Genomic DNA, 25,582 nt, shown 5'->3' with positions numbered 1-25,582 from the left:
CGATGGAAACTCCCGACCTCACCCCGTTCGATTTCCTGTCCGGCCCGGCCGCGCGGTTCGGCGCCCGGCTGGTGCCGCCCTCATCCGCCCCGGACGCAATCCCGGCCTCCGCCCTGGCCGCCGAGGGCGGCCTGGATCTGGCGCTCGGAACCTTGCGCTCCCGCCATCCCGACGGGGAGGCACGGGCCTTGCTCTCGCTCTGGTCGCGCCACTATTTCTACACGCTGATCCCGCCGGTGGTGCTGGGCGCGCTGCTGGCCGGCCGGACGCTCCCGCTCGACCTCTCCAGGACCGCGGTCCACCTGAACGGCGACGGCGTCCCCGCCGCGATCGTCCTGCCGCATGCGGGAACCGCCGACGGCCCGGTCGCCGCGGCCGACATGCTGCGGGCGCTCGCCCGCGACCACCTGGAACCGCTGATCCAGGGCCTCGCCGCCCAGGCCGCCGTCTCGCCGCGGGTGCTCTGGGCCAATGCCGCCGGCTATCTGCACTGGGTGGTCGAACAGCTCGCCGCGGAGGATCCGGCCTCCCCGGCGGTCGCCGAGGCCGACGCCCTGATCCACGCGGGCGCCTGGCCGGACGGCTGGCGCAATGCGCTGGACGAACCGATGCGCTATACCGACGGCCCCGAGGGCCGGCAGGCCTGGCGGAAGGTCTGCTGCCTGCTGTACCGCGTCCCCGGAGGGACCCTGTGCCCTTACTGCCCCCTGGCTCTGCGGGCGAGCTGCCGCGAACACTGACCCGAAAGGACCCCCGCCCCATGGACCATGCCCCGACGGACTGGTTCGACGACGCCCACGGCATCCGCAGCGTCGAAGAGCTGGCCGCCCGCTATCCCACGCCGCACGAGATGGTGATCGGCAAGCAGATCGACCGGCTGGACGGCCATTCCCGCACGCTGATCGCGGCTTCCCCCTTCCTGGTGATGGCGACGGTCGGACCGTCCGGCACCGACTGCTCGCCGCGCGGCGGCAGGCCCGGCTTCGTCCGGGTCCATGACGACCATACGCTGCTGCTGGCGGACTGGCCGGGGAACAACCGGCTCGACAGCCTGCGCAACATCGTCCAGAACCCGGCGGTCGGCCTTGTCTTCCTGCTGCCGGGCATGGGCGAGGTGTTCCGGGTCAACGGCCGGGCGAGGCTGTCCGCCCATCCCGGCCTGCTCGACCTCTTCGCCGAGGACGGCAAGAAGCCCCGTTCCGCCATCGTCGTCACCGTGGCCGAAGCCTTCATCCACTGTCCGCGCGCCATCGCGGTCGCCGACCTGTGGAACCCGGAGAAGCACGTGGACCGGTCGGCGCTGCCCAGCGCCCGCACCGTCTTCGATGCCCATGTCGCGATGTCGGCCCGCAAGGCCCGGGCCTGAAGCCCTCAGAACATCGCGGACTGGCCGTAGAACGGCTTCGCCTCGCCCTCCCGGATGTAGCCGTCGTAGAAGGACTTGACGTGCGGGAACACGACGTTGCCGAGTTCCCGGCGGGCGACCTCGTCCGGCGTGCGCGGCCGGGAGAGGGTCTCGGCGATCTCCGCCAGGACTTGGTCGCGATCGATGCGGGTGAAGCGGCCCTCGGCGTAGACCAGCTCGCCGTCGATATAGACCGCGTCGACCGCGCTGGTCTTGGCCCGCTGGATCACGGCGTCCAGCATCGGGATGTCGGGGTCCTGGAACGGGTAGGTCGCGGTCTTCCAGTTGATCAGCACCGCATCGAAGAAGCGGCCGGGGTCCAGCCGGCCGATCTGCTCGCCGAAGGCGGTGGTGCGGGCGCCCGACTCCGTCGCCATCCTCAGCACCTGCGGGCAGGTCGGCACGTCGTCCTCCATCCCGGGCGTGCGGTGGACCCGCAGCGCCAGCCTCATCTCCTGGAGCATGTCGCGGTCGTCGTTGATCCCGGCTTCGTCCAGGCCCATGCCGACGGTGATCCCCTTCTTCTCGAAGACGTTCAGCGGCGCGATCCCGGAGCGCAGGCGGAAGTTGGACGAGCAGTTGTGGCAGATGCAGGTGCCGGTATCGGCGGCGATGTCGATGTCCTCCTCCGTCAGCCAGACGCCGTGGCCGAGCGTCATGCGCGGGCTGAGCAGGCCCAGGTCGTGGAGGTGGCGCACGGCGGTCTTGCCGGTGCGGCGCATCGCGTATTCCTTCTGGTACGCGGTCTCCAGCAGGTGCATGTGCATCGGCACGCCGGCGGCCTTCGACTTCTCGTTCAGCGCCAGCAGCCCTTCGTCGGTGCACCAGTGCAGGTTGGCCGGCGCCAGCTGGATACGGGTCAGGCGCTGGCCCTCGTTCTCGCGCGTCAGCTGGTCGAACAGCGTCAGGAAATCCTCGAACGGCAGGGCCTGGGACTTCAGGTATGCCAGCAGCTCGGCACCGAGCGGCCCCGGCAGGCGCGCGCAGAACGCCTCGTCGGCCTCGTAGACCAGCCGGTTCTGCTCGCGGACGGCATAGCAGTAGGACGCCCGCATGCCCAGGTCGCGATAGGCCCCCAGCACCTTCGAGGCGGCGCCGTGGACCGCGTCGTAGCCGCCCTGCATCCAGCCGTGGATATGCTGCACGGTGGTGATGCCGGACGCGATCATCTCGAAGGCGGAATAGAGCGTGTCGAGATAGAGGTCGATCCGCCGGGCCGGCATGCGGCTGGCGAACCACAGTTCCAGCGCATGGTCCGGCGAGCCGAGCTGGAGGGGCGTCAGGCCCACATGGTGGTGGCTGTTGACGAAACCCGGCAGCATGACGTGGTCCGGATAACTCCGCACCGCCGCCTGGGGCGCCAGCCGCTTCATCTCGTCGAGGGAACCGGCGGCGGCGATGGTTCCGCCGCGCGACAGCACCGCGCCGTCCTCGATGACGACGGGGGTGTGGCGATCCTGGATGCCGGTGACGACCCAGCGGGCCTGGACGATGAGGTCTCCCATGGGGGACTCCTTGGAGTTCATGATCGTTGGGGAATAAGAGGGCGGAGCCGGCGGGCCGTCGGGTTGCGTTCCGACGCGAGGGCCAGCCGGGCGGGATCGATGCCGGCCAGGACGGCGGGACCGGGGCCGGCGACGACGGCACCGTCGGGTCCGACCGCGACCGTATCGCCATCGTGGCGGACGGCGCGGCCGGTGACCGTTTCGGTACCGGACCGGGCGGCCGAGACGGCGTAGACCGCGTTGGCCCGGGCATGGGTGCGCAGCTCGGCCAGGAAGATGCCGTCGGGATCGCCGGGCGCCGGCCCCGCCACCGGCACGGCGACCACGTCCGCCCCCGCGGCGGCCGCCGCGCGCCAGCATTCGGGGAACCGCCGGTCGTAGCAGACCAGCGCCGCCAGCCGGATCGGACCGACAGGCACGGCGCCGATCCGTCCCGGTCCGGGCGCGAAGTGATCGGCCTCGCCGAAGCGATCGCCGGGAGCGGCGGGCGGCAGGTGGATCTTCAGCGCGATCGCCTCGGCGGTGCCCTCCGGCCGGGCCAGGACGGCCGCGTTGAACGGCTTGCCCGGCCCGCCGGGGGACAGCGCCATGCCGAACAGGATCGGGACGCCGAGGCGGGAAGCGACCCCGACCGCCCAGGCCGCGGTCGGGCCGTCCAGCGGCTCCGCCGGGTAAGGGCGGCGCCCGGGGTCCTCCGCCGCGGCATAGGGCACGGCGAACAGCTCGGGCAGCACCACCAGGCCGGCGCCCGCCCCGGCGAGCGCCTCGACGGCCCGCTCCGCCCGGGCCAGCGCGCAGGCCGGCCCGTCGTCGGCCGGCCCGAGGGAGGCCGCGCCGACCCGAAACAGTTTTTCCATCCCCGATGCGCCCTCAGACCGCTTCCTGCTCGGCGAAGGCGCGGTCCACCTCGTCGGCCAGCAGCTCGGTGAAGAGGTCGCGGTACTCGTGGTAGCGCGGGTCCCGGCTCGGCCTGGGACGCGGCAGGTCGATCGGGACGATGGTCTTGACCCGGCCGGGGCGCGCGGTGAAGACGACCACCCGGTCGGCGAGCGAGATCGCCTCGTCGATGGAGTGGGTGACCAGGATCACCGAGGCGCCGCTGTCCCGCCAGATCTGGAGCAGGAAGTCCTGCATCTTCGACCGGGTCTGGACGTCGAGCGCCGCGAACGGCTCGTCCATCATCAGCACCTTGGGCCGCATCGCCAGCGCCCGCGCGCAGGCCGCGCGCTGGCGCATGCCGCCTGACAGCTCGTCCGGCTTCTTGTCCAGCATGTCGCCCAGGCCCACCGACCGCAGCATGTCGGCGGCGACGGCGCGCCGCTCCGTCACCGGGACGCCCCGCACCGACAGCCCGAAGGCGACGTTGTCGGCGATGGTCAGCCAGGGGAACAGCGAGGCGTCCTGGAAGATCAGGCCGCGCTCGGCCGACGGTTGGGTCACCGGGATGCCGTCCTGCTCGATACTGCCGCCGGAGGCGCCTTCCAGCCCGGCGATCATGTAGAGCAGCGTGGACTTGCCGCAGCCCGAAGGCCCCAGCAGCACCACGAACTCGCCCGGCATGACGTCCAGGCTGAGGTTGCGCAGCGCGTGGACCGGCGGACGGCCTTCCGGCGTCCAGGTCTTGGCCACGTCCCGGATCGAGACGGCGGGATGGATCTGATCGTCGGCCGCGCTCATCGCGAACCTCCCTGGCCGGGGGCCACCCACCACAGCATGCGCCCCTGGATGGTGCGGAGCGCCCAGTCGAACAGGAAGCCCAGCACGCCGATGATCGCCATGGTGAAGAAGACCAGCTTGGCGTTGAACGTGGCCCGCGCCATGCTGGTGATCTGGCCCAGGCCGGTGCCGACCCCGACCGCCTCGGCGATCAGCACGACCATCCAGGCGGCGAACAGGTTCAGGCGCAGCGTCATGAACAGGCTCGGCAGGATGGCGGGAAGGATCACGCGCCAGAAGGTCTGCGCCTCGGTCGCGCCCATGATGCGGGCGACGTGCAGGTAGTTCTTCGGCACGCTCTCGAACTGGGCGACGGTGGACAGCACGATCGCGAAGAACACGGTGATGAACACCAGGAAGATCGCCGGCACGTCGCCGATCCCGAACACGAAGATCGCGACCGGCAGCCAGGCCACCGGGGAGATCGGCGCCAGCAGCAGGATCGTGGGCAGCAGCAGGTTTCGGACCAGCCTGACGTAATGGACCATGGCGCCGACCGCGACGCCCAGCACGAAGCCAAGCGTCAGGCCCAGCACGACGCGGCTGGTCGTCCACAGGATCGTCAGGAGGAGCCCGGTCAGCCCGCTGCCCGTCCCCCGGCTGCCGACCTTGTTGCTCTGGTCGAAATAGGCCAGCGTGCCGGGAATATCCTGGAGGAACAGGTGCGGCGGCGGCAGCAGCAGCGGGTTGGCCCAGCCGACCGCCCACAGGATCTCCCAGATCGCGGTGAACAGGCCGATGGACGCCAGCCCCCAGCCGAGGGAGACGAGATGGCGGCGAAGCTTCGGCGGGACCGAAGGACGGGCGGCGGCGCCCTGGCCGCTCCCCCGTCCCACGGTGCCGATCTCCGTCTTGGTGGTCATGCTCATGCAGCTTGCTTCCGGTAGCGGGGTGGCCGCGCTTGCGCGCGCGGCCTCTCGTGCCTCGGGTCGAAAAGCGGGATCAGGCGGCGGACTTCAGGTGGAGCGAGCCGTACAGCTCGCCGTTCTCGGCGATCACCTGATCCAGCAGGCTCCAGTCGAAGGCGCCGGCGTCGGGCATGTTGCGGATATAGCCCAACTCCTGCATCGACCGGCCCCGGTCGATGATGAATTGCTGCTGGTTGCGTTGGTCCACGACGATCGGCTGCTTGTTGGACGCGTCCAGCGCCGCTTCCATGGTCGTCTTGTAATAGCTGCCGACGGTGTCGTTGAGGGCGGCCTGCTTGTCGGACTCGGCCTGCGACTGGGCGACCATCAGCGCCTTGATCACCGCCTTGACCGCGCCCGGATTGCTCTCCAGCAACGGAATGCGGGCGGCCAGCACGCAGTCGGAATAGCCCTTGCCGTAGAGGTCGGTGCCGTCCGACAGCACGGTGGCGCCGGGGCGCCCCATCACGCACTGGGAGGCATAGGGTTCGATATGGCAGATCGCGTCCACGGCGCCGGCGATGAAGGCCTGGGCCAGCTCGGGCGAGGTGTTCAGGTAGCGGATATCGACGTCCTGGAAGCTCATGCCGGCCTGCTTCAGGTAGTCGTAGGGCAGCACCTCCAGCGTGTCGGCCTGGAAGGTTCCGAAGCTCTTGCCCTTCAGGTCGGCGGCCGACTTGATGCCCTCCTTCGCCACGATGATGCAGCCCTGGACGCCGCCGCCGGCCACGATGCGGACCGGCGCGCCGGCGTCGTAGAGGGTCATGAAGTTGGAGTACGGGATCATCGAGATGTCGACCAGCCCGGCTCCGAACATGGTCGTGATCTCGGTGTTGGACGGCGTCACGACGAATTCCAGATCGACGCCGTCGGCCTTGGTCAGTTCCCGCTCCTTGGCGAGGAAGATCCCCATGTTGCAGAAGCCCGAGCCGTGGGTCGCCTTGACCGTGGTCGCGGCATGGGCCGCCGTCGGGGTCAGCAGGGCCGCCAGATGGGCGGGGATCGCCACCGTCGCGGCGCCGGCGGCCGAGGTCTTCAGGAAGCCGCGCCGGGAAAATTCGGCCGACGAGAATTTGCGGAAGAAGGTGCCGTCACGATCGCACATGGTCCACTCCAGCCGGTTGAAAGACCGCATGGAGACCGCACGAAGTCAAATCTCCGCCCGACGAGGGGACCGGAGAGGCGCCTGAACTGAAAGTCCATCACTGCGCCTGCCATTGCACGGAGTCCATACAATGGGCACGCCAACCCGAAAGAGCTTCGATCGCTCTGCGCTGATGGATTGTTCTCTGCAACCCACGTGCCAGACCGGGATTCCGCCCCACGCCGCGCGAAGCGGCGCGATACCCGGCGCCTACCGGCCTCGGAATGCCCGGATAAACGCCAAATGCACCGAATCGGTGCATACGCCATTATGCCAGCCGACACCACTGCCCGGCTCACTCCGGTCCGCAGGTCCGGGCCAGTTCGGCCGGCGCGACGACGCGCCGAAACTCCGGCTGCTTCCAGCCGACGAAGACGCTGCGCGCCGGCAGAAGGGGCATCGCCGTACCGAAATAGGTGTTGAAGACCACCCGGTACAGGTTGGCCAGGCCGATGTCGCGGGGCAGGTCCCGCTGAAGCCGTCCGTCGCTGGCATGGACCGCGAGCAGCGGCGAGAACCGCTCCTGCATGCAGCTCCGCTCGGCGCTGTCATGGTCGAACCACAGGCCGCCGCCGTGGTCGCCGTGGATGATGACGACGGTGGGGCGCTTCGCCTCTCCGATGATCCTGCCTACCAGCCCCAGGATGCCGTCGTTGGTATAGAGCAGCTTTTCGACATAGCCGCGCCGGTACGCCTCCCGCTTCTCCGGCCGGTGCTCGGTATAGTGGGCGCCGTCGTTCATGCTCCAGAACCCGCCTTCCGGCGGCAGCGCCTCGCCGGTCCGCGTCACGTCGAAGGGGGGATGCGGCGCCAGCAGGTGCAGGTACAGGAAATACGGCCCCGTCAGCTCCCGCTCGTAAGCTTTGGCGAAGGTCTCCGGCGGGACGCTGGCCTCGCGGAGCCCCGCCTTCAGGGCGATCGGGTAGAAGACGGTCTGGCGAAGCCCGGTGATCTCGAAATTGCTCAGCACGTGCCTGTCCAGCAGCCGGTCGAGCTGGTCCATCCGGACGGGATCGTAGCGGATGTCCAGCGCCGCGGTCTCGTACCCCAGGCGCTCCAGGGTTGCCATCACCGGATTGTGCCGGAGGCGGGCGCGCAGGGCGTCGCGCAGGTCGGCGCCCGTCCTCTCCCCGCCGACGCCGTCGAGGTCCGAGGCGGTGAAGACGCTGGTCATGGTCTGGAGCGTCTGGCTGTAGGGCGAGGTGGCGCCATCCGCCACGGCGAACCCCATCGACCGCAACCCGTCCAGGAATTCCGAATTGTCGAAGCCGTAATAGCGCTCCAGCATGTCGGCGCGGGAATAGCCGTCGAGCACGATATGCACGATGTCGGGCAGGTCACCCCCGGGACGGACCGCCTCGAACGCGGCATCGCCCGGTCCCCGCTCTCCGCCGCCGTCCGCCGACGCCGTGTTGACCATCAATCCGCGATGGACCAGCGTGGCGGCGGGAAAAGCCACCATAACGGCCGCGGCGACGGTGGCGACCCGGCTGAAGTTGGCGCCCGGCCGGGCCCGCCATCCGATAAGCACCGCAGCGGCGACCATGCCGGCCAGGGCGTAGATGCCGGGAAGCTCCTCGATCCAGAAACTGAAGACGCCGTCGATCATCCGCTGGAGCAGACGGAAATCGAAGGTGATCACCAGGCCCAGCGCGACCCAGAGCGCCGCCCGGTGCCGATCGCCCAGCAGCAGGCCCAACCCGGCGGTGGCCGCCAACGCGGCCAGCACGCACACGGCCAGCGGGCGGACGACGTCGGACAGGTTGGTCATGCCCAGGTCGGCCGACATCAGGTAGAGCGGGAAATAGGCCGCGATCAGCAGCGGATACAGGGGAAAGCCAGCCGGCTCGCCGGCCCCGGCCGGCCTGCCGGACCGCTCAGCCCCGGTCATACCAGAACAGCCGGCGGCCGCTGTCTGCGACCGGCATCTCCCGCACGATCCGGGCGCGTCCGAGCAGCGCCGCCGTGAAGGCCTCGACGCAATAGCCGTCGAAGATATCCTCGCGCAGCGCCAGCATGCGCCGGACCGTGGGATCGTCCTTCGGCACGAACTCGATCACCCCGCGCGGGGCGAGCCCGGTCAGCCAGCCGACGGTCTGGTCCAGCGGCACGTTCCGGCCGATCACCAGGTGATGCTCGAAGGCGAGCGCCAGCAGACCGTCGGCCTGGCCGCGCCCCTGGATGCCGCGCCGCTCGTTCTGTTTCCAGCCCTGGTCGGGGCTCGGGTTCGCGGCGTCCTGGAACAGCGGCAGCAGGTTCAGCCGCTCGGAAACCGCCCGGTCGAAAGCCAGTTCCAGCGCCTTCTGGTCGAAATCGAAGCCGATCGCCGCCCCGGCTCCCGCTCCCAGCGCCACCGCCGAATAGTTGCCGCTGTTGCAGCCCAGGTCCCACAGCAGGGTCGGCCGGGTCGCCTCGGCGAACTCGGCGATGAAGCGGCACTTGGTCTCCTCCGCCGCATCCGTATAGGTGTTGTTGCGGGCATAGTCGCCCCAGACCGTCCTGCCGGTGTCGGCCGGCTTCAGCTTCTCGATCCAGCCCCTAAGCTGGGTCAGGATGCCGAGCAGCGACGGCTTCGGCAGGCCCTTGCGCCGGATACCGGCGGCTTCGGCCGTGCCCTTGTCGTTGGCCGACGCCTCCAGCCGCGCCTGGAGAACCACATAGGTCATCACCTGCCAGGACAGCTTCTTGCGGAACGGCAGCAGCCGGTTGAGATCGGCGGTCGGGATGCCCTCCAGGCTGCCGCGGTACCATTGGTTATGGGGAACGCCCAGTACCGCGCGCAGCAGCAGCGGGTTCAGGAACTGCTCGCAGAACTGCCTCAGGCCGGTCCAGTATTCCCCTTCCCGATAGCGCCGGAGCGACAGCAGGTCGATCAGCACCGGGCGCGGCCCGATGAACTGGACATTGTAGGCGCTGGCGTCGCTCAGCATGACATCGTCGGCCAGCAGCTCGATCTGGAGATCGAGATGCAGCAGCGCCGCCGCCTTCAGGGCCGGGAACGGCCATTCGTAGGGATACGACACGAAGGGGATGCGCGGATGCTCGACGACGATCGGCGCTCCCCGGACCTCAGCGCCTAGGGATAACGGCAGCAGGGCGGGATCGACCTCCTCCGACGCCACGAGGCGGCCGTCGGCAGCCAACCGGCGGAGCACCCCGCTGTCGCGGACGAAGGCATAGTCGGCGAGCGCCCGGGCGGCGATGGTGCGGAAAATCCGGCCGTCGGCCTCGAACACGTGTCCGGACGGGTCGCGGAAGGAACCGGGCTCGGCAGCGGTCATGCGTCAGCCGGCCTTGCCGTCGCGGGGATCTTCCCCGTCCCTCGGCGACACGGGCACGCGGCCGAAACGGCTTTTCAGCTTGCTCCAATACAGGCGGATGGCAAACAGACCTCCGGCGATACCGCCGATCAGACCCTGCAGGATCATGCTGCCCGTACCGGGGTCAAGATAAGCGTAAGCATTCCCGGTCGAAACGATCAACATTGCCGGAACCACCAGCAAAGCCATGCATATCCGGTTCATTCCGGTTGGCCTCCCACCATGCTCTTATCCTTGACGAAGACGACACGAGTCTTCGCGCGAATCCATCCGGATCAGACGGAAACGGGATTGGAGCACGGTAGGCGGGGCTCAACAACCCCACCCGACGTACATGAAAATGACACATCAGTGTAATAAACGGACGGGCAGGCTTCGGCGGCGGCGGGACGGTTCCGCCCCGTTACCGCAGGCTGGCCTGGGCCACCTGGCTCTGCCGGGTCAGCTCGTCGGGTCCCATCGCCACGGCGGTATAGAACGGCCCGCGCATCTCAGAGCAGTAATACTGGTCGCCCATGGCCAGCAGGCGCAGGGATTCGCCGTTGGAGATGCGGGTGTGCATCCTGTCGAACTCCGCCATGCCGCCCATCCGGTCCGCCAGCTCGCGCTGGGAACGGCGGAGGATCTCCGCGTTGCGGTTGGTGAAGCTGGCGTACCGGGCGAAAGCCGTGGGATCGCCCCAGACACGCCCGCAGGCGAGGCCCGCCAGCATCGTCCGCGTCTGCAGCGAGACGACCCGGTCGGCCGAGCTCTCGCCCAGCATCAGCGGCGTCTGCGCCGTTTCCAGTACAGGATCGTGTGTTTCCGCGCAGCCGGCCAGGATCAGCGCGCCGAGTAGAATGCTGACGACAGATCCCGCATTCGTGAAAAGGTTTTTCATTTTTGCCCACCGGAAAGTCAAAGCCTTGTGGAGCGTAGCACCTTCCCGCCCCGCAATTCGATAACGCTGACCGCGGGCGGAACCGTTGCCTCCATGAAGACTACCCCGACAGTTCCCCCATTTGTGCGCTGTACCCGGATCGGCGCCGGGGCATTCTTCAGGGACGATGGAATTTTCGATATGGCTGGCGTCGATGCGTGCGATCATCCTGCTCCTCACGATCCTGCTCGCAGGCTGCGTCACCGGCACCGCTCCGGACGCCGGCCCCGGCGTGGGCGCATCGGCAAGCGTCGGGCCGGCGAGCCCGCAGGCGCACGGCCAAGCCCAGGCCCAGACCCAGGCCGACGGGAGCGTGCGGCTGGTCACGCGCGTGCAGGATCTCCTCGCCCTGCTCGGCCATGATCCCGGAGGCGCCGACGGCATCGCCGGCCCGGCGACCAGGTCGGCCATGGCGCGGGCCGCCGCCGACCTCCGCATCCCGGTGCCGGAGGAACCCGACTTCCGCTTCGCCCGCGCGCTCGAAGCGGCCGTGACCGACCGCGTCCGCACCGCCCAGCGGCAGCTTGCCGTCCGGGGATACGATCCGGGGGCCGCCGACGGGCAACTCGGTCCCCGCACCCGCCGGGCGCTCGCCCGCTACCGCGCCGACAACGGCCTGCCGAACGGCCCGGCGATCGTGGCGGACTGGCCGGAGCCGGAACGGGAGGCGAAGCCGGTTCAGCCCGAGGCTCCAGCCCGCGATCCCGCCCCTCCCGGACCGCTGACGCCGGGCCGGCGAATCACCGTCCTGCTGCCCGGGGAGACGGAAGGACGCGTCCTGACGGTCGCGGACGACGGAACGGTGGAGGTGCCGGGCATGGGTACCGTCCAGGCCGCCGGGAGGCATGCGTCGGAGATCGAGAAGGATATCGCGGTCGGAATGCTCGACCGCTACATCGCGACCCTGGTCGGCGCCGTCCGCGTTGATGTCCTGCCGCCGTGAGCCTCCGGGACCCCTGCCCTCTGGGATAGACCCTCTTCCAAAGTAATACCACTTTCGTGTATCTGGAGTAGGTAGCCTCTATTCCAGTGGAAGAGATACGTTAATGAAATACACCCATATGGCATTGCTGGTCACGGCCACGCTGCTCGCGTCGGGCTGCGACAAGATCAAGGAATTCCTCCCGCCCGACCTGCCGCCGGCCCCCGTCGTCAAGGAGGCGAAGTGGCTGGACCAGAACTGGAGCCAGGCGGACCGGCACTGGTTCCACCATGCCACCCAGGGCACCTCGACCTTCCCGATCCCCTATTCCTGGTTCGTGGCCCTGGAGCAGCCGGAGATCACGATCTTCAGCGCCGCCCCCCTGCTCCGGGACGAGACCTACCTGTCGCGCTTCGGCTTCATCCCCAGCCCCAAGGCAACGCCGGGCCTCGCCGCGGCGGACTCCAACCGCTGGGGCCAGAAGGCCGGCGAGGTCAACCCCGACATGCTGCCGGTCGGGTTCGCCCGCACGCCCGGCTACGACGACCCCGCGACCGGCCGCAAGCTGCCCGACCAGGTCGGCCTGACCTGCGCCGCCTGCCATACCGGCCACTTGGAATACAAGGGCGTCAGCCTGCGCTTCGACGGCGGCACGGCGCCGGTCGATTTCGGCAAGTTCCAGACCGTGCTGGGCCTGTCGCTGGCCTATACCAAGTACCTGCCGTTCCGCTTCGGCCGCTTCGCCGACCGCGTGCTGGGGCCGAACCACACCGCCGACCAGAAGGCGGAGCTGAAGGCCCAGCTCGACGCGCTGATCGTCGCCGGCGAGGTGCTGTCCAAGAAGATGAAGGAGCTGCCGGGCGCCGACGCGGCCGAGGGCTTCGCCCGCCTGGACGCCCTGACCCGGATCGGCAACGCAGTCTTCGTCAACGCCCTGGTCGGCGCCAAGGACGCGCCGGGCTTCGACCCCTGGCAGAACTTCGCCCGCATCTCGGCGCCGGTGAAGTTCCCGCACACCTGGAACACCTCCTGGTTCGACTGGGTGCAGTACGACGCCTCGATCATGCAGCCGATGGTGCGCAACGCCGGCGAGGCGCTGGGCGTGGCGGCGAAGATCAACCTGACCAACCCCGGCCGCGAACTCTACGCCTCCTCCGTCCAGGTCGGGAACATCCACGACATGGAGGAGATGCTGGCCGGCTCCGACCCCCTCAGGAAGGTCCCCGGCCCCGACGGCCAGGAAGTGCCCCAGGGCTTCAACGGGCTGCTGGCACCGACATGGCCGGCGAAGGAGTTCGGCGCGATCGACCCGGCCAGGCGGGACGAGGGCCGCAAGCTCTACCGCGACCTGTGCCAGGGATGCCACCTGCCCCCGGTCAACGATCCGGACAAGGAATTCTGGTCCGACAAGTACTGGACCGAACTGCCCCAGGCGACCGGCAAATACCTGAAGGTCACCCAGGTCCCCATCTCCTTCGTCGGGACCGATCCTGGGCAGGCCGAAATCCTCCAGACCCGCACCGTGACGGTGCCGCCCTATGTCGCGATCGACTACAAGGACCCGTGCGCGCCGCCGTCGGCCGACGCGGCGCAGCCCGTGACCACCACCAGCTTCGCCGCGGCCCTGGGCTACACCGTGCAGCGGGCGACCGAGACCTGGTACCTGAACAACAAGGTGCCGCCCGAGCGGCAGGAGGAGATGAACGGCAACCGCGCCAACTGCCTCCAGGCCAAGGCGGTCTACAAGGCCCGCCCGCTCGACGGCATCTGGGCGGTCCCGCCGTTCCTGCACAACGGCTCGGTGCCGACCCTCCATGACCTGCTGCTCCCCGCGGCGCAGCGCCCCAAGAGCTTCTGCCTGGGCGGCCGTGAATACGACCCGAAGAAGCTCGGCTACGAGGCGTCCTGCGCCACGGGCACGACCGTGGTCGACACGACCGTCGCCGGCAGCCTGAACACCGGCCACGAGTTCAAGGACGGCCCCAAGGGCAACGGCGTCATCGGCCGCGCGCTGAGCGAGGCCGAGCGCATGGCCCTGCTGGAGTACCTGAAGAGCCTGTAGACCTCCCAGCTCATCGAGAGCAACCGTAGGTCGGCCTTCGCCCGCAAGGGCGAACGCCGACGCCCTGCATCGACGCGTCTGAGACGGTGTCGGCGTCGGCCTGCGGCCGAGGCCGACCTACGGCAATCCCCTCACCCGCCGCCACACCGGCCGAGAGTCGGCTGCCCTGGGATGGAACGACCTGATCGGGAACCGCCCCGGCGGGGGCAACGCAAGCGTGACTCAGGCTCTTGCCACAGATTACGGCGATGAACGAAGATACGGACCGGATTATCTGGGGATATCGCCGTGATCTGTGGCCGATTTCCTTCATTCCATGCCGGCCGCGAACAAGGCAGGCCGGATGAGGGCCGCCCCCTCACCCATGCCCCTCCCGCCCGGTCACCACCTTGCGGATCCGCCGCACCCCCTGCCAGACCAGCACCAGCACCACCGGCACCGCGATGCCGACCGCCAAGTCCGGGTCGATCGGCAGGCCGACGCCCTTCAAGGCCTTCGACAGGTACGAGACGATGCCGATCAGGTAATAGCTGATCGCGACCACCGACAGGCCCTCGACCGTCTCCTGCAATCTGAGCTGAAGACTGGCGCGGCGGTCCATGGAGAGGAGCAGGTCGCGGTTCTGCTCCTCCAGCGCCAGGTCAACCCGGGTGCGCAGCAGGTTGCTGGCGCGGCCGATGCGGGCCGACAGGGATTCCTGCCGCTTGGCGACCGCCTCGCAGGTATCGACCGCCGGGGTCAGGCGGCGGGCCATGAATTCCGCGATGGTCTGCATGCCCTCGATGCGGTCCTCGCGCAGCTCGGTGATCCGGCGGGTCACCAGGTCGTTGTAGGCCCGGGCGGCGGCGAAGCGGTAGGTCGTCTCGGCCGAGGTCTGCTCCGCCTCGGCGGCCAGCTTCGACAATTGCTGGAGCAGCGCCTGCTCGTCCTCCATGCGGGCGATATGGGTGGTCTGCTCGGTCAGACGGGCCAGTTCCGCCTCGATCCCGCGGATGCGCGGCAGCACGCCGCGGGCCAGCGGCAGGGCCAGCAGGGCCATCATGCGGTAGGTGTCGATCTCGAACAGCCGCTGGACCAGCCGCCCGGCCTGCCGCGGCTTGAGGCCGTGGTCGGAGACCACGTAACGCCCGAACCCGTCGGCATGGATGCGGAAGTCGGTCCAGCCGGTGGCGCCGCCGCCGGCCATCCGGGCGCCGACGAACCCGTCGGACCCGAACACCCCCTGGAGCCCCTCCGGCGTCGCCAGCGGCGAGTCGGACTGGACCAGCGACAGATGGACGCCGGTCAGCATCTCGCCCGCGATGCCGGCCAGCCATTCCGGCGGCAAGGCCATCAGCGCCGTGTCGGAGAAGCCGTCGCCGCCCTTCGTGTTCCCGGCGGGCCGGAACACCGTGTAGCTGCTGAACTCCGTATGGCGCTCCCACTTTATCCGGCAGGTGCCCAGGTCGGCGCTGTAATGGGTCGCCCCCGCCGGCGGCGGCGCCACCCCGGCGCGCTCGCACAGGCGGGCCAGATGGGCGCGGTCCCGCTCGCCCGCTCCCTCGCCGGACAGCATCGCGAGATGGGTCGCCCGGAGCGGGGCCCTCAGGCTCTCCGCCGGCCGGGCATGGACCTCGTTGGCCAGCGCCTCGCGCAGGGCATGGTCCTTCAGCGGGCGCAGGGGCGTGGTCAGCGTGGCGGTCATGGCGGCAGGCACTGGAATGGCTTCGGGTGCGGCAGATTAGCGGGTTTCGACGCCATTGGCTCGCGGGAAGTCGGTCGGGTCGGACCCGCCGAAAATTCGGGGGAGCCGGTTGATATGGCGCACGTGTTCTGGTAACGTTCCGGCTGGGCAACTCAACTTTATCATTGCGGAATGCTTCAGGGTTTTCGACAAATTAACCGGGCCGCCGCGATCGTCGCGGGCACGCTCTCCGAATCCGGCGCTCCAAACGGTGTCGCGTCCGGGTTGGAGCGTGCTATACAGGCGCCAACTCCGTACCCCGTGTGAAATGTCGATGATGACCCGTCTGTCTCCCGCCCTGATCCGCCTGGTCGCCGCCCCCCTGCTCGGCCTGAGCCTTGCCGCGTGCGCGTCCACCGAGGAGGCGCCCTATGTCGAGCGCCCGGTCGAAACGATCTATTCCGAGGCGGCCGCCGCCATGGATGAGGAACGGTACAAGGAGGCGGCGCGCCTGTTCGACGAGGTCGAGCGCCAGCACCCCTACTCGCAATGGGCGACCCGGGCGCAGCTGATGGCGGCCTACGCCCATTACCAGGCGCTGGCCTACGACGACGCGATCATCGCGCTGGACCGGTTCATCCAGCTCCACCCCGGCAGCGACGACATCGCCTACGCCTATTACATGAAGGGGCTCTGCTATTACGAGCAGATCACCGACGTGGGCCGCGACCAGCGGATCACCCAGCAGGCGCTCGACGCGCTGGGCGAGGTCACGCGGCGCTTCCCGGAATCGCCCTATTCCCGCGATGCGGCGCTTAAAATCGACCTGACCAATGACCATCTGGCAGGCAAGGAGATGGAGATCGGGCGCTACTACCTGCGCCAAGGCCATCAGAACGCCGCGATCGGCCGTTTCCGCACCGTCATCGAGAGATACCAGACCACCAGCCACGTGCCGGAAGCCCTGCATCGCCTGACCGAAGCCTACCTCGCCCTCGGCGTGGTGGACGAGGCGCAGGCGGCGGCGGCCGTGCTGGGTCACAACTTTCCGGGCAGCGAATGGTACGTAGACAGCTACGCCCTGCTGGTGGACGCGAACGTGCGGCCGGAGAGCAGCAGCAAATCATGGATCAGCCGGGCCTGGGCCTCGGTGTTCTAAGGCAGCCCATGCTGGTCGCGCTGTCGATCCGCGACGTCGTCCTGATCGAGCGTCTGTCCCTGTCGCTGAACGCGGGGCTGTGCGTCCTGACCGGCGAGACGGGTGCCGGCAAGTCGATCCTGCTCGACGCGCTGGGCCTTGCGCTCGGCGGCCGGGGCGACAGCACCCTGGTGCGCCACGGCAGCGACCAGGCCTCCGTCACCGCGGAGTTCGACCTGCCGGAGGACCACCCGGCCGTGGCCCTGGTGCGCGAGCAGGGGCTGGAGATCGAGGACACCCTCGTCCTGCGCCGGGTCGTCACGGCCGACGGGCGCTCGCGCGCCTATGTCAACGACCAGGCGATCGGCGTGACCCTGCTGCGCCGCCTGGGGGAGACGCTGGTCGAGGTCCACGGCCAGTTCGACACCCACGGCCTGCTCAACCCGCAGACCCACCGCTCCGTGCTGGACGCCTATGCCGGCCTCGCCACCATAGCGGCGCAGGTCTCGGCCGCGTACCGCGCCTGGCGCCAGGTCGAGGCCGCGCGCGAGGAGGCGGCGGAGGAGATCGCCCGCGCCCGGGCGGAGGAGGATTATCTCCGCCACGCCGTCGCCGAGCTGGACGAGCTCCGGCCCCGCCCCGGCGAGGAGGAGGAGCTGGCCGAGACCCGCACGGTCATGATGCACCGGGAGAAGGTGGTCGAGGCGCTGAACGCCGCCTTCGGCGAGCTGGCCGGCGAGCGCGGCGTGGAACGCGGCCTCAACGGCGCCCACCGCGCGCTGATGCGGATCATCGACAAGGCCGGCGGCCGGCTGGAGCCGGTGATCGGCGCCCTGGACCGCGCCCTGGCGGAGGTCGCCGACGCGGTCGCCACCCTCCAGGCGCTCTCCAACGACGAGGACATGGACGCCAATGCGCTGGAGAAGCTGGAGGAGCGGCTGTTCGCGCTCCGAGCGGCCGCCCGCAAGCACAATGTGGACGTGGACCGGCTGGCGGCGCTCCGCGAGGAGATGTCGCGCCGCCTCAACCTGATCGAGGACCAGGGCGACGCGCTGGAACGGCTCGCCCGCGAGGCGGCCCAGGCCCGCGACGCCTATCTGGAGGCGGCGAAACGCCTGTCCGACTTCCGCCGCAAGGCCGCGGGCAAGCTGGACGCCGCGGTCGCCCGCGAGCTGCCGCCGCTCAAGCTGGACCGCGCCCGCTTCACCACCGCGCTGGAGCCGCTGGACGAATCCTCCTGGGGTCCCGACGGCATCGACCGCGTCGCCTTCCTGGTGGCGACCAACCCGGGCTCTCCCCCCGGCCAGATCAACAAGATCGCCTCCGGCGGCGAGCTGGCGCGCTTCATGCTGGCGCTCAAGGTGGTGCTGGCCCAGGTCGGCACCGTGCCCACCCTGGTGTTCGACGAGGTGGACACCGGCATCGGCGGCGCCGTCGCGGCGGCGGTCGGCGAGCGGCTGGCCAAGCTGGGACGCGACCGGCAGGTGCTGGTGGTGACCCACAGTCCCCAGGTGGCGGCGCGCGGCGCCCATCACCTGAAGGTGCAGAAGCAGGTCCAGAAACAGGATTCGGAGGAAAGGGTGACGACGGAAGTGGTGGAATTGGGCGACCGGCAGCGGCGCGAGGAGATCGCGCGCATGCTCTCCGGCGCCAAGGTCACCGAGGAGGCCCGCGCCGCCGCGGAAAGCCTGATCGCGGGGCACGGCTGATGACGGCGGGCGCCCGCGAAGCCGTCCGCGACATCCCCGCCGACGAACTCTCCCCCGAGCAGGCCGCCGAGGAGTTGGCGGCCCTGGCGGCGGAGATCGCCCACCACGACACCCTGTACCACCAGCAGGACCGGCCGGAGATCTCCGACGCCGCCTACGATCTGCTCCGCCGCCGCAACGACGCGATCGAGCTGCGCTTCCCCGAGCTGAAGCGCGGCGACAGCCCGTCCCGGAAGGTCGGGGCCGCCCCCGCCGCGGGCTTCGCCAAGGTCCGCCACGCCGTGCCGATGCTGTCGCTGGGCAACGCCTTCGCGGGCGAGGACGTCCAGGAATTCGTCCAGCGCATCTGCCGCTTCCTGAACATCAAGGAGGCGGACCAGGTCGAGTTCGTCGCCGAGCCCAAGATCGACGGCCTGTCCTGCTCGCTGCGCTACGAGAAGGGCCGGCTCGTCCTCGCCGCCACCCGCGGCGACGGACAGGAGGGCGAGGACGTCACCGCCAATGTCCGGACCATCGGCGACGTGCCGGAGCAGCTCGCCGGCCCGGTCCCGGACGTGCTGGAAGTGCGCGGCGAGGTCTACATGGACCGGGCCGAGTTCATGGCCCTGAACGAGCGGCAGGCCGCCGCCGGCAAGCCGATCTTCGCCAACCCGCGCAACGCCGCCGCCGGCAGCCTGCGCCAGCTCGACTCCAGGATCACCGCGTCGCGGCCCCTGGGCTTCTTCGGCTATTCCTGGGGCGAGGTGTCGGAACCGCTGGGCACGACCCAGTGGGAGGTGCGCCGGCGGCTGGAGGACTGGGGCTTCCGCCCGAACAAGCCGGCCGAGCTGTGCTGCGGCGCCGACGCGCTGCTGCGCTACTACGACCAGGTGCAGGAGCGGCGCAGCACCCTGCCCTTCGACATCGACGGCGTCGTCTACAAGGTCAACCGGCTTGACTGGCAGGACCGGCTGGGCTTCGTCAGCCGGGCGCCGCGCTGGGCCATCGCCCACAAGTTCCCGGCGGAGCAGGCCCAGACCCGGCTGAAGGACATCACCATCCAGGTCGGCCGGACCGGTGCCATGACCCCCGTGGCCGAGCTGGAGCCGGTGACGGTCGGCGGCGTCGTGGTCAGCCGCGCCACCCTGCACAACGAGGACGAGATCCGGCGCAAGGACGTGCGCAAGGGCGACCTCGTCGTCGTCCAGCGCGCCGGCGACGTGATCCCGCAGATCGTCCAGGCCGTCCTGGACAAGCGCCCGGCCGACTCCGAAGCTTACGTCTTCCCCGACCACTGCCCGGTATGCGGCAGCGCCGCCGTCCGGCCGGAGGGCGAGGTGATCCGCCGCTGCACCGGCGGCCTGATCTGCGAGGCCCAGGCGGTGGAGCGGCTGCGCCATTTCGTCAGCCGCGACGCCTTCGACATCGAAGGGCTGGGCGAGAAGATCATCCGGGAATTCTGGGACGAGGGCATGGTCCGCCGGCCCGGCGACATCTTCCGCCTGCGCGAGAAGGACGCCGCCAGCCTGACCCGGCTGAAGAACCGCCACGGCTGGGGCGAGAAGTCGGCGGCCAAGCTGTTCGACAGCATCGACGCCCGCCGCAGCATCCCGCTCGACCGCTTCATCTTCGCGCTCGGGATTCCCCAGGTCGGCCAGACCACCGCCCGCCTGCTGGCCCGCAGCTACCGCGGCTTCGACCATTGGCGCGAGCAGATGGCCGCCGCCCAGGTACACGGCTCCGAAGCCTATGGCGAGCTGATCGGGATCGAGCAGATCGGCCCCTCGGTCGCCGACGACCTGCTGGGCTTCTTCGCCGAGCCGCATAATCTGGAAGTGCTGGACGACCTGCTGGCCGCCGGGGTCGCCGTCACCGATTTCGTGCCGCCCAGGGTCCAGTCCTCGCCCATCGCCGGCAAGACGGTCGTGTTCACCGGCACCCTCGAAACCGTGACCCGCAGCGAGGCCAAAGCCCGGGCCGAGTCCCTCGGCGCCAAGGTGGCCGGCTCCGTCTCGTCCAAGACCGACTATGTGGTGGTCGGCGCCGATGCCGGCAGCAAGGCGACCAAGGCCCGCGACCTCGGCCTCACCACCCTGACCGAGCAGGAGTGGCTGGACCTCGTCGCCTCGCAGTAGGGGTCAATAGGTCGCCCGCTGCTCGAACCCGTCCACGCTCGGGTAACCCGCCGGCGCGACCGCCACGCCGGCGACCCGGGCGTGCTTCGGTCCCCGCCGGCAGGCCTCGACCATGTCGTCCACCTGCCCGGCCGGCCCGGCGAAGACCGCCTCGACCGTCCCGTCGTTCCGGTTGCGCACCCAGCCGACCAGCCCGCGCGAGCGCGCCTCCTCGACCGTCCAGGCGCGGTACCACACCCCCTGGACCTTGCCCGAAACCGTGACGTTGACCGCCTTGGTGTCATTCATGGACGCGAACCCCGCAAACCCTTGGATCGGTGATGACGTTGCCAGTGGTGGAGGGGCGGCGTCCCGCCGCCCGTGGTGCGCGGGACGCGCACCCTCCTCACCGCTTCCATCGATCGAACAGCCCCATGGCGAAGGCGGCGTGGATCGCCAGCGGCGCTCCCCACGCGACCAGGGGGAAGACGAACCAGACCCTGCCCGGCGTCAGCAGGAAATTGATCGGCACCAGCAGGATCATGGCCGAGAAATAGATGATCAGGTGGTTCAGGAACCCGCGCAGCCGGCGCTTCGCCGGGCCGGCCTCATCCCGTTCCTCCACCTCTTCCCTGGGCTCTTCCCTGGGCTCGCCTTCGGACGGCAGCTCTTCCATGGCCCCGCCCCGGCTCAGCGGCCCGCCGCCTTCAGGAAGCCGCGGATCAGGTCCGGGTCCTTGTGGCCCGGCCGGTCCTCGACCCCCGAACTGACATCGATCGACGCGGCGCCGCTGACCGCGATGGCCTCCGCGACGTTGTCCGCGGTCAGCCCGCCCGACAGCATCCAGGGCTTGGACCAGGTCCGCCCGGTCAGGATGGTCCAGTCGAAGGCGATGCCGTTGCCGCCCGGAAGGGCCGCGACCTTGGCCGGCGGCTTGGCGTCGAACAGCAGCCGGTCGGCCACCGCGGCATAGGCCTCGGCGGCGTCCAGGTCCGCCGCGGAGGACACCTTGATCGCCTTCATCACCGGCATGGAGAAGGCGGCCCGGATCTCCGCGACCCGCTCCGGCGTCTCGTCGCCGTGGAGCTGGATCAGGTCGAGCGGCACCTGGCTCACCACATGCTCCAGGTACTCGTTCGTGGGATCGACGAACAGCCCGACCGTCCTGACGCCCGTCGGCACCATGCGCGCCAGCTCCGCCGCCAGGGGCGGGGCCACGTGCCGGGGCGAGCGCTCGTAGAACACCAGCCCGATATAGCGCGCCCCACCCTGGACCGCGGCGGTGACCGCGCCGGGATGGCTGACGCCGCAGATCTTCACCTGAACAGTCATGTCCGATTCCTAAAGTTCGCCGACGATGGCGCGGGCGGCCTCGGCCGGGTCCGGCGCCTGGGTGATCGGGCGCCCGATGACCAGGAAGTCCGCCCCCTGCTCGACCGCGTCGCGCGGGGTCATCACGCGCTTCTGGTCGCCCACGGCGGAACCGGCCGGCCGGATGCCCGGCACCATCAGCACGAAATCGTCGCCGCACTCGGCCCGCAGCGCCGCCACCTCGGCCGGCGAGCAGATGACCCCGTCCAGGCCGGAGGACCGGGCCAGCGCCGCCAGCCGCCGGGCCTGGTCCAGCACCGGGACGCCCTGCCCGACCGCCACCAGGTCGTCGTCGTCCAGGCTGGTCAGCACCGTGACGCCCAGCAGCCGGGGCCGCGGCAGGTCGGTCATGGAGGCCGCTTCCGCCGCCGCCCGCATCATCGCCGGCCCGCCGCCGGTGTGGATGGTCAGGAAAGTGGGCTGGAGCGGCAGCACCGCCCGCACCGCCGCCGCGACCGTGTTGGGGATGTCGTGGAGCTTCAGGTCCAGGAACAGCGGCAGCCGCACGCCGCCCATGACGGCCCGGATGCCCGACGGCCCCTGCCCGCAGAAGAATTCCAGCCCCAGCTTGACCCCGCCCACGAAGCCGGTCAGCCGCTCGGCCAGATCGCGCGCGGCGTCGATCTCGGGCGTGTCGATGGAAACGAAGATCCGGGAGGCCGGCGAGGTCATGATGATGTATCCGTCATTGTGTCCCGCTCCGTCACTGGTCCCGCGGGACGGGTTGGCGGCCGGCGGCCCACGAGGTCAATGTCGGTCCCAGGTCCGGGTTTTCCAAGGCCGCCGCCATGCGTTCGCCCAGCACGGGGCCGAATTTAAAGCCGTGGCCGGAGAATCCGGTCATCACCCAGGCCCGTCCCCCCGACGCTCCCGCCCCGTCCAGCGGCTCGACGACGAAGCGCTCGTCCTTCTCGCAGGTATAGAAGCAGGTGGCGGCGCTGGCGATCGAATAGCGGTCCGGATCGGCCAGCCGCGCGCGGCCGAACGCCCAGATGCGCTCCGCCTCCTCCAGCCCGGCCTCCCGGTCCCGGTCCGGGTCGCCGGCAAGGGTAAATCGGTGGTCGCCGATCTTCATGCCCGTCCCGGCCACCGGCGGCACCAGGTAAAAGCCGCAGTCCGGGTCGATGTCCAGCACCATCGGGTGCTTCGCCCAAGCCGCGCGCAGCCCCTCCGGCATCGTCAGGTAGGTCAGCACCTGCCGGGACGGCACCGCCCGCCCGGCCAATTCCGGCACCAGCCGCGGCACCCACGGCCCCGCCGCGACCACCAGCGCGTCGGCCCGCACCACCGACCTGTCGGCCAGCCGGATCGTTGCCGTCGCCGGGTCCAGGTCGAGCACGGCGGCATGGGGATGGATGGTGACGTTGCGGCCCGGCAGATGGTGCGCCAGCAGTTCGACGATGCGCCCGGCCAGCAGCACGCCGCCGGTCTCCAGGTGGAACGCCTCCCGGATCCCGCGCGCCTCGATCAGCGGGAACTCCGCCGCCAGCGCCGCCCCCGACAGCCAGCGCACCGCCCGCCCGCGTTCGGCCAGGGTCGCGGCGCTCTCGTGCAGCCAGGCGGTATCCTCGATCGAGCCGATGCACAGCGTCCCGGTCGGCTCGTACAGGCGCTGCCCCAGGTCGGCCCACAGCCGCTCCCAAGCGCCGTAGGCCTCGTCCACCATGTCGGTGTAGCCGCCCTCCGCCCCATAGGCGTGGCGGATCAGCCGGTGCTGGTCGACCGAGGACCCCAGCGGGTTCGGCACCGCGTGCTGGTCGTAGACGCTGACCCTGTGCCCCCGGCGCGCGAGCGCCCAGGCGGTGGAGAGGCCCATGATTCCGGCCCCGACCACCGCGACATGCATTCCCATGATCCCTTGGATCCCTTCGCGAGTATTCCTTCGCGCCTCAGGTGACTTCGACGGCGTACTGGGCGGCGGCGAGGTCTTCCAGCGCGGTGCCGACCGACTTGAACAGGGTGATCTGATTATAGAACCGCCGCCCGGCGCGGTCGCCGCGGGTCAGGTCGAACAGGTCGCCGGCGATGTCGTCCACCGTCATCAGCCCGGCCGCCAGCGGCTGGGTGATGTCGCCGGCCTCCTTCGTGGCGCCCTCGCGGGTATCGACGAAGATGCGGGCGCGGGCGATCGCCGCGTCGTCGGCCTCCCGCATCTCGGGCGTGAAGCCGCCGACCAGGTCCACGTGGACGCCCTCGGCCAGCCACTCCCCCCGGATCAGCGGCTCGCGCGACAGGGTGGCGCAGGACACGATGTCGGCCCCGCGCACCGCCCCCTCCAGGTCCTGAGTCGCGGAAACCTTCATCCCGCGCCGGTTGAGCTGCTTCGCCAGCCGGTCGGCCTTGGCCGGGTCGCGGCCCCAGACCAGCACCTCGCGGATCGGCCGAACGGTCGCGTGGGCCAGCACCAGATGGGGCGCCAGCGCGCCGGTCCCAACCATCAGCAGCCGGCTGGCGTCGTTCCGCGCCAGGTAGGAGGCCGCCAGGGCCGAGGCCGCCGCCGTCCGCTTGACGGTCAGCGCCGGCCCGTCGATCATGGCCAGCGGCGCGCCGGTCTTGCCGCTCAGCAGCAGGTAGGAACCCATGATCGAGGGCAGGCCGCGCGTCCCGTTGTCGGGGAACACGGTGACCAGCTTGACCCCGATATAGCGGCCGACCTGCCAGGCCGGCATCACCAGCAGCGTGGCGGCGTGCTGGTCGAAGGTCGGGATGGTGTGGTGGTGCCGGACCGGCGCGTCGCACCCCGAGCGGAACATCTTCCGCAACCTCTCGATCAGCGGCCCGAACTCTAGGGCCGCCTCCACCTCGGCGGCACTGATAGTCCTCATCAGCCCTTCCGTACTGCTTGCAGCCTCACGGCCGGCGTCACTGCGCCCGGGCCGTCTCGATCTGGGACATCGGCACCCGGCGCGCCGCGGCGTCGGACGTCAGCATCGGCGCGTTGCTCGCGGCCAGCCGCTGGGCCGCCTCGGCGACGCGCTTCTCGGCGGCGGTGCGCTCCTCCCGCTCGCGGGACAGCTCGCGCTCCAGCTGGGCGGCCTTGCGTCCGCGCACGCGGGCGGCGACGCGGTGCTTGCGGTCGGCGCTCCAGGCGACGAAGCCGCCGGCCAGGAAGCCCAGGACCAGCGCCGTGAGCGCCGCGACATAGATCGGCACCGTGATCGAGAACGGCAGCGGCCACAGGGCCAGCTCGACGGGATCGCGGTTCGACACGGCGAACGACACGATGACCAGGGCGATCGGGATGGTGATGATCCAGGACAGGTAACGCACGGGCTTCCTCGCCTCTTGAAGCTTCAATCACGGAGCGGCTCGGCCGAGGGTCGCGGCGACGCGGCCTCGGCGGACAGTGACCCTTACTCCGTGTTCAGACGTTCGCGCAACTGCTTGCCGGTCTTGAAGAAGGGAATAAACTTCTGCGTCACGTGGACGCTGGCGCCGGTGCGCGGATTGCGCCCGACCCGGGCGTCGCGCTTCTTCACTGAGAACGCCCCGAACCCGCGCAGCTCCACCCGGTCGCCGCGCGCCAGCGCCTCCGATATCTCGTCGAAGATGGTGGTGACGATCTTCTCGATGTCGCGCTGGTACAGGTGCGGATTCTGTTCGGACAGACGAAGAATCAGTTCAGACTTTGTCATTGGTCCCGACTCTCCCTGGTTGCGCGGGCGTTCCCTTGAACTGGGGATCTCTCTCCGCGGCCAAGCCCAACG

At 70.0% G+C, this 25,582-nt stretch carries 25 protein-coding genes; 7 read left to right on the top strand and 18 right to left on the bottom strand.

The window, feature by feature from the left end:
* The first annotated feature begins 2 nt into the window (after positions 1-2).
* Both fhuF and IGS68_RS06000 read left to right on the top strand, forming a co-directional pair.
* Positions 3-740, top strand: coding sequence for a siderophore-iron reductase FhuF (gene fhuF / locus IGS68_RS06005; RefSeq protein ID WP_201078093.1), 738 nt, complete (start codon positions 3-5; stop codon positions 738-740).
* Between the two features lie 20 nt (positions 741-760).
* Positions 761-1,366 (top strand): MSMEG_1061 family FMN-dependent PPOX-type flavoprotein, encoded by a 606-nt coding sequence (locus tag IGS68_RS06000; RefSeq protein WP_201078091.1) that lies wholly within the window; start codon positions 761-763, stop codon positions 1,364-1,366.
* Positions 1,367-1,371: 5 nt separating this feature from the next.
* Here the strand turns inward: IGS68_RS06000 and IGS68_RS05995 are convergent, their stop codons facing one another.
* The 9 genes from IGS68_RS05995 to IGS68_RS05955 form a co-directional block, all read right to left on the bottom strand.
* The gene (locus IGS68_RS05995; protein ID WP_201078088.1) at positions 1,372-2,910 is read right to left on the bottom strand and encodes an amidohydrolase family protein; all 1,539 of its coding nucleotides are present in this window, start codon (positions 2,908-2,910) and stop codon (positions 1,372-1,374) included.
* A gap of 17 nt (positions 2,911-2,927) precedes the next feature.
* Positions 2,928-3,767 (bottom strand): carbon-nitrogen hydrolase family protein, encoded by an 840-nt coding sequence (locus tag IGS68_RS05990; RefSeq protein WP_201078086.1) that lies wholly within the window; start codon positions 3,765-3,767, stop codon positions 2,928-2,930.
* Between the two features lie 13 nt (positions 3,768-3,780).
* On the bottom strand, positions 3,781-4,587 hold the full coding sequence (locus tag IGS68_RS05985) for an ABC transporter ATP-binding protein (RefSeq protein ID WP_201078084.1): 807 nt from the start codon (positions 4,585-4,587) through the stop codon (positions 3,781-3,783).
* Positions 4,584-5,495 carry an ABC transporter permease gene (locus IGS68_RS05980; RefSeq protein ID WP_201078082.1) on the bottom strand — a complete coding sequence of 304 codons (912 nt, stop codon included), beginning with the start codon at positions 5,493-5,495 and terminating at the stop codon, positions 4,584-4,586. The genes IGS68_RS05985 and IGS68_RS05980 overlap by 4 nt, the downstream gene beginning before the upstream one ends.
* Before the next feature lie 73 nt (positions 5,496-5,568).
* Complete coding sequence (locus IGS68_RS05975) at positions 5,569-6,639, bottom strand: substrate-binding domain-containing protein (protein WP_201078080.1); 1,071 nt, start codon at positions 6,637-6,639, stop codon at positions 5,569-5,571.
* A gap of 334 nt (positions 6,640-6,973) precedes the next feature.
* The gene (locus IGS68_RS05970) at positions 6,974-8,569 is read right to left on the bottom strand and encodes a sulfatase-like hydrolase/transferase (protein WP_201078079.1); all 1,596 of its coding nucleotides are present in this window, start codon (positions 8,567-8,569) and stop codon (positions 6,974-6,976) included.
* On the bottom strand, positions 8,556-9,959 hold the full coding sequence (locus IGS68_RS05965) for a hypothetical protein (protein ID WP_201078077.1): 1,404 nt from the start codon (positions 9,957-9,959) through the stop codon (positions 8,556-8,558). The genes IGS68_RS05970 and IGS68_RS05965 overlap by 14 nt, the downstream gene beginning before the upstream one ends.
* Positions 9,960-9,962: 3 nt before the next feature.
* Complete coding sequence (locus IGS68_RS05960; protein WP_201078075.1) at positions 9,963-10,187, bottom strand: hypothetical protein; 225 nt, start codon at positions 10,185-10,187, stop codon at positions 9,963-9,965.
* Between the two features lie 214 nt (positions 10,188-10,401).
* Positions 10,402-10,878: a hypothetical protein gene (locus IGS68_RS05955; RefSeq protein WP_201078074.1), complete on the bottom strand. Its 477-nt coding sequence runs from the start codon at positions 10,876-10,878 to the stop codon at positions 10,402-10,404.
* A 193-nt stretch (positions 10,879-11,071) separates the two neighbouring features.
* Here IGS68_RS05955 and IGS68_RS05950 point away from each other — a divergent pair, with 193 nt between their 5' ends.
* Positions 11,072-11,860 carry a peptidoglycan-binding protein gene (locus IGS68_RS05950; RefSeq protein ID WP_201078073.1) on the top strand — a complete coding sequence of 263 codons (789 nt, stop codon included), beginning with the start codon at positions 11,072-11,074 and terminating at the stop codon, positions 11,858-11,860.
* Between the two features lie 103 nt (positions 11,861-11,963).
* Entirely contained in the window at positions 11,964-13,901 is a 1,938-nt protein-coding gene (locus tag IGS68_RS05945; protein WP_201078072.1) for a di-heme-cytochrome C peroxidase, read from the top strand.
* Between the two features lie 358 nt (positions 13,902-14,259).
* Here the strand turns inward: IGS68_RS05945 and IGS68_RS05940 are convergent, their stop codons facing one another.
* A complete protein-coding gene (locus IGS68_RS05940; protein WP_201078071.1) occupies positions 14,260-15,585 on the bottom strand; it encodes a DUF3422 family protein in 1,326 nt (441 codons plus the stop codon).
* Positions 15,586-15,898: 313 nt separating this feature from the next.
* On the opposite strand from IGS68_RS05940, the gene IGS68_RS05935 reads away from it, so the two are divergent.
* Genes IGS68_RS05935 through ligA form a run of 3 tightly spaced genes read left to right on the top strand, consistent with a single transcriptional unit; the run spans position 15,899 to position 20,525 of the window.
* Complete coding sequence (locus tag IGS68_RS05935) at positions 15,899-16,723, top strand: outer membrane protein assembly factor BamD (protein ID WP_247881196.1); 825 nt, start codon at positions 15,899-15,901, stop codon at positions 16,721-16,723.
* An 8-nt stretch (positions 16,724-16,731) separates the two neighbouring features.
* Positions 16,732-18,411, top strand: coding sequence for a DNA repair protein RecN (recN, locus tag IGS68_RS05930; RefSeq protein WP_201081123.1), 1,680 nt, complete (start codon positions 16,732-16,734; stop codon positions 18,409-18,411).
* Entirely contained in the window at positions 18,411-20,525 is a 2,115-nt protein-coding gene (gene ligA / locus IGS68_RS05925) for an NAD-dependent DNA ligase LigA (protein ID WP_201078069.1), read from the top strand. The genes recN and ligA overlap by 1 nt, the downstream gene beginning before the upstream one ends.
* A 3-nt stretch (positions 20,526-20,528) precedes the next feature.
* On the opposite strand, the gene IGS68_RS05920 is transcribed toward ligA, so the two are convergent.
* The 8 genes from IGS68_RS05920 to ihfB form a co-directional block, all read right to left on the bottom strand.
* Positions 20,529-20,813, bottom strand: coding sequence for an acylphosphatase (locus IGS68_RS05920; protein ID WP_201078068.1), 285 nt, complete (start codon positions 20,811-20,813; stop codon positions 20,529-20,531).
* 97 nt (positions 20,814-20,910) lie between these two features.
* The gene (locus IGS68_RS05915; RefSeq protein WP_201078066.1) at positions 20,911-21,180 is read right to left on the bottom strand and encodes a 2TM domain-containing protein; all 270 of its coding nucleotides are present in this window, start codon (positions 21,178-21,180) and stop codon (positions 20,911-20,913) included.
* A 14-nt stretch (positions 21,181-21,194) separates the two neighbouring features.
* Positions 21,195-21,836 carry a phosphoribosylanthranilate isomerase gene (locus IGS68_RS05910; RefSeq protein WP_201078064.1) on the bottom strand — a complete coding sequence of 214 codons (642 nt, stop codon included), beginning with the start codon at positions 21,834-21,836 and terminating at the stop codon, positions 21,195-21,197.
* Positions 21,837-21,845: 9 nt separating this feature from the next.
* On the bottom strand, positions 21,846-22,547 hold the full coding sequence (gene pyrF / locus IGS68_RS05905; RefSeq protein ID WP_201078062.1) for an orotidine-5'-phosphate decarboxylase: 702 nt from the start codon (positions 22,545-22,547) through the stop codon (positions 21,846-21,848).
* Positions 22,548-22,578: 31 nt separating this feature from the next.
* On the bottom strand, positions 22,579-23,727 hold the full coding sequence (locus IGS68_RS05900) for an NAD(P)/FAD-dependent oxidoreductase (RefSeq protein ID WP_201078060.1): 1,149 nt from the start codon (positions 23,725-23,727) through the stop codon (positions 22,579-22,581).
* Positions 23,728-23,764: 37 nt separating this feature from the next.
* Positions 23,765-24,700 (bottom strand): bifunctional Delta(1)-pyrroline-2-carboxylate/Delta(1)-piperideine-2-carboxylate reductase, encoded by a 936-nt coding sequence (lhpI, locus tag IGS68_RS05895; protein ID WP_201078058.1) that lies wholly within the window; start codon positions 24,698-24,700, stop codon positions 23,765-23,767.
* A gap of 37 nt (positions 24,701-24,737) precedes the next feature.
* Positions 24,738-25,145, bottom strand: coding sequence for a lipopolysaccharide assembly protein LapA domain-containing protein (locus IGS68_RS05890; RefSeq protein ID WP_201078056.1), 408 nt, complete (start codon positions 25,143-25,145; stop codon positions 24,738-24,740).
* Positions 25,146-25,228: 83 nt separating this feature from the next.
* Positions 25,229-25,510, bottom strand: a complete 282-nt coding sequence (gene ihfB / locus IGS68_RS05885; protein WP_037458738.1) for an integration host factor subunit beta — start codon at positions 25,508-25,510, stop codon at positions 25,229-25,231.
* Positions 25,511-25,582: the final 72 nt, after the last annotated feature.

Origin of the sequence: Skermanella sp. TT6 (genome assembly GCF_016653635.2) — a bacterium.
GTDB classification, from domain to species: Bacteria; Pseudomonadota; Alphaproteobacteria; order Azospirillales; family Azospirillaceae; genus Skermanella; species Skermanella cutis.
The sequence above is the reverse complement of the archived record's forward strand: the minus strand, read 5'-3'. Positions and strand labels throughout refer to the sequence as shown.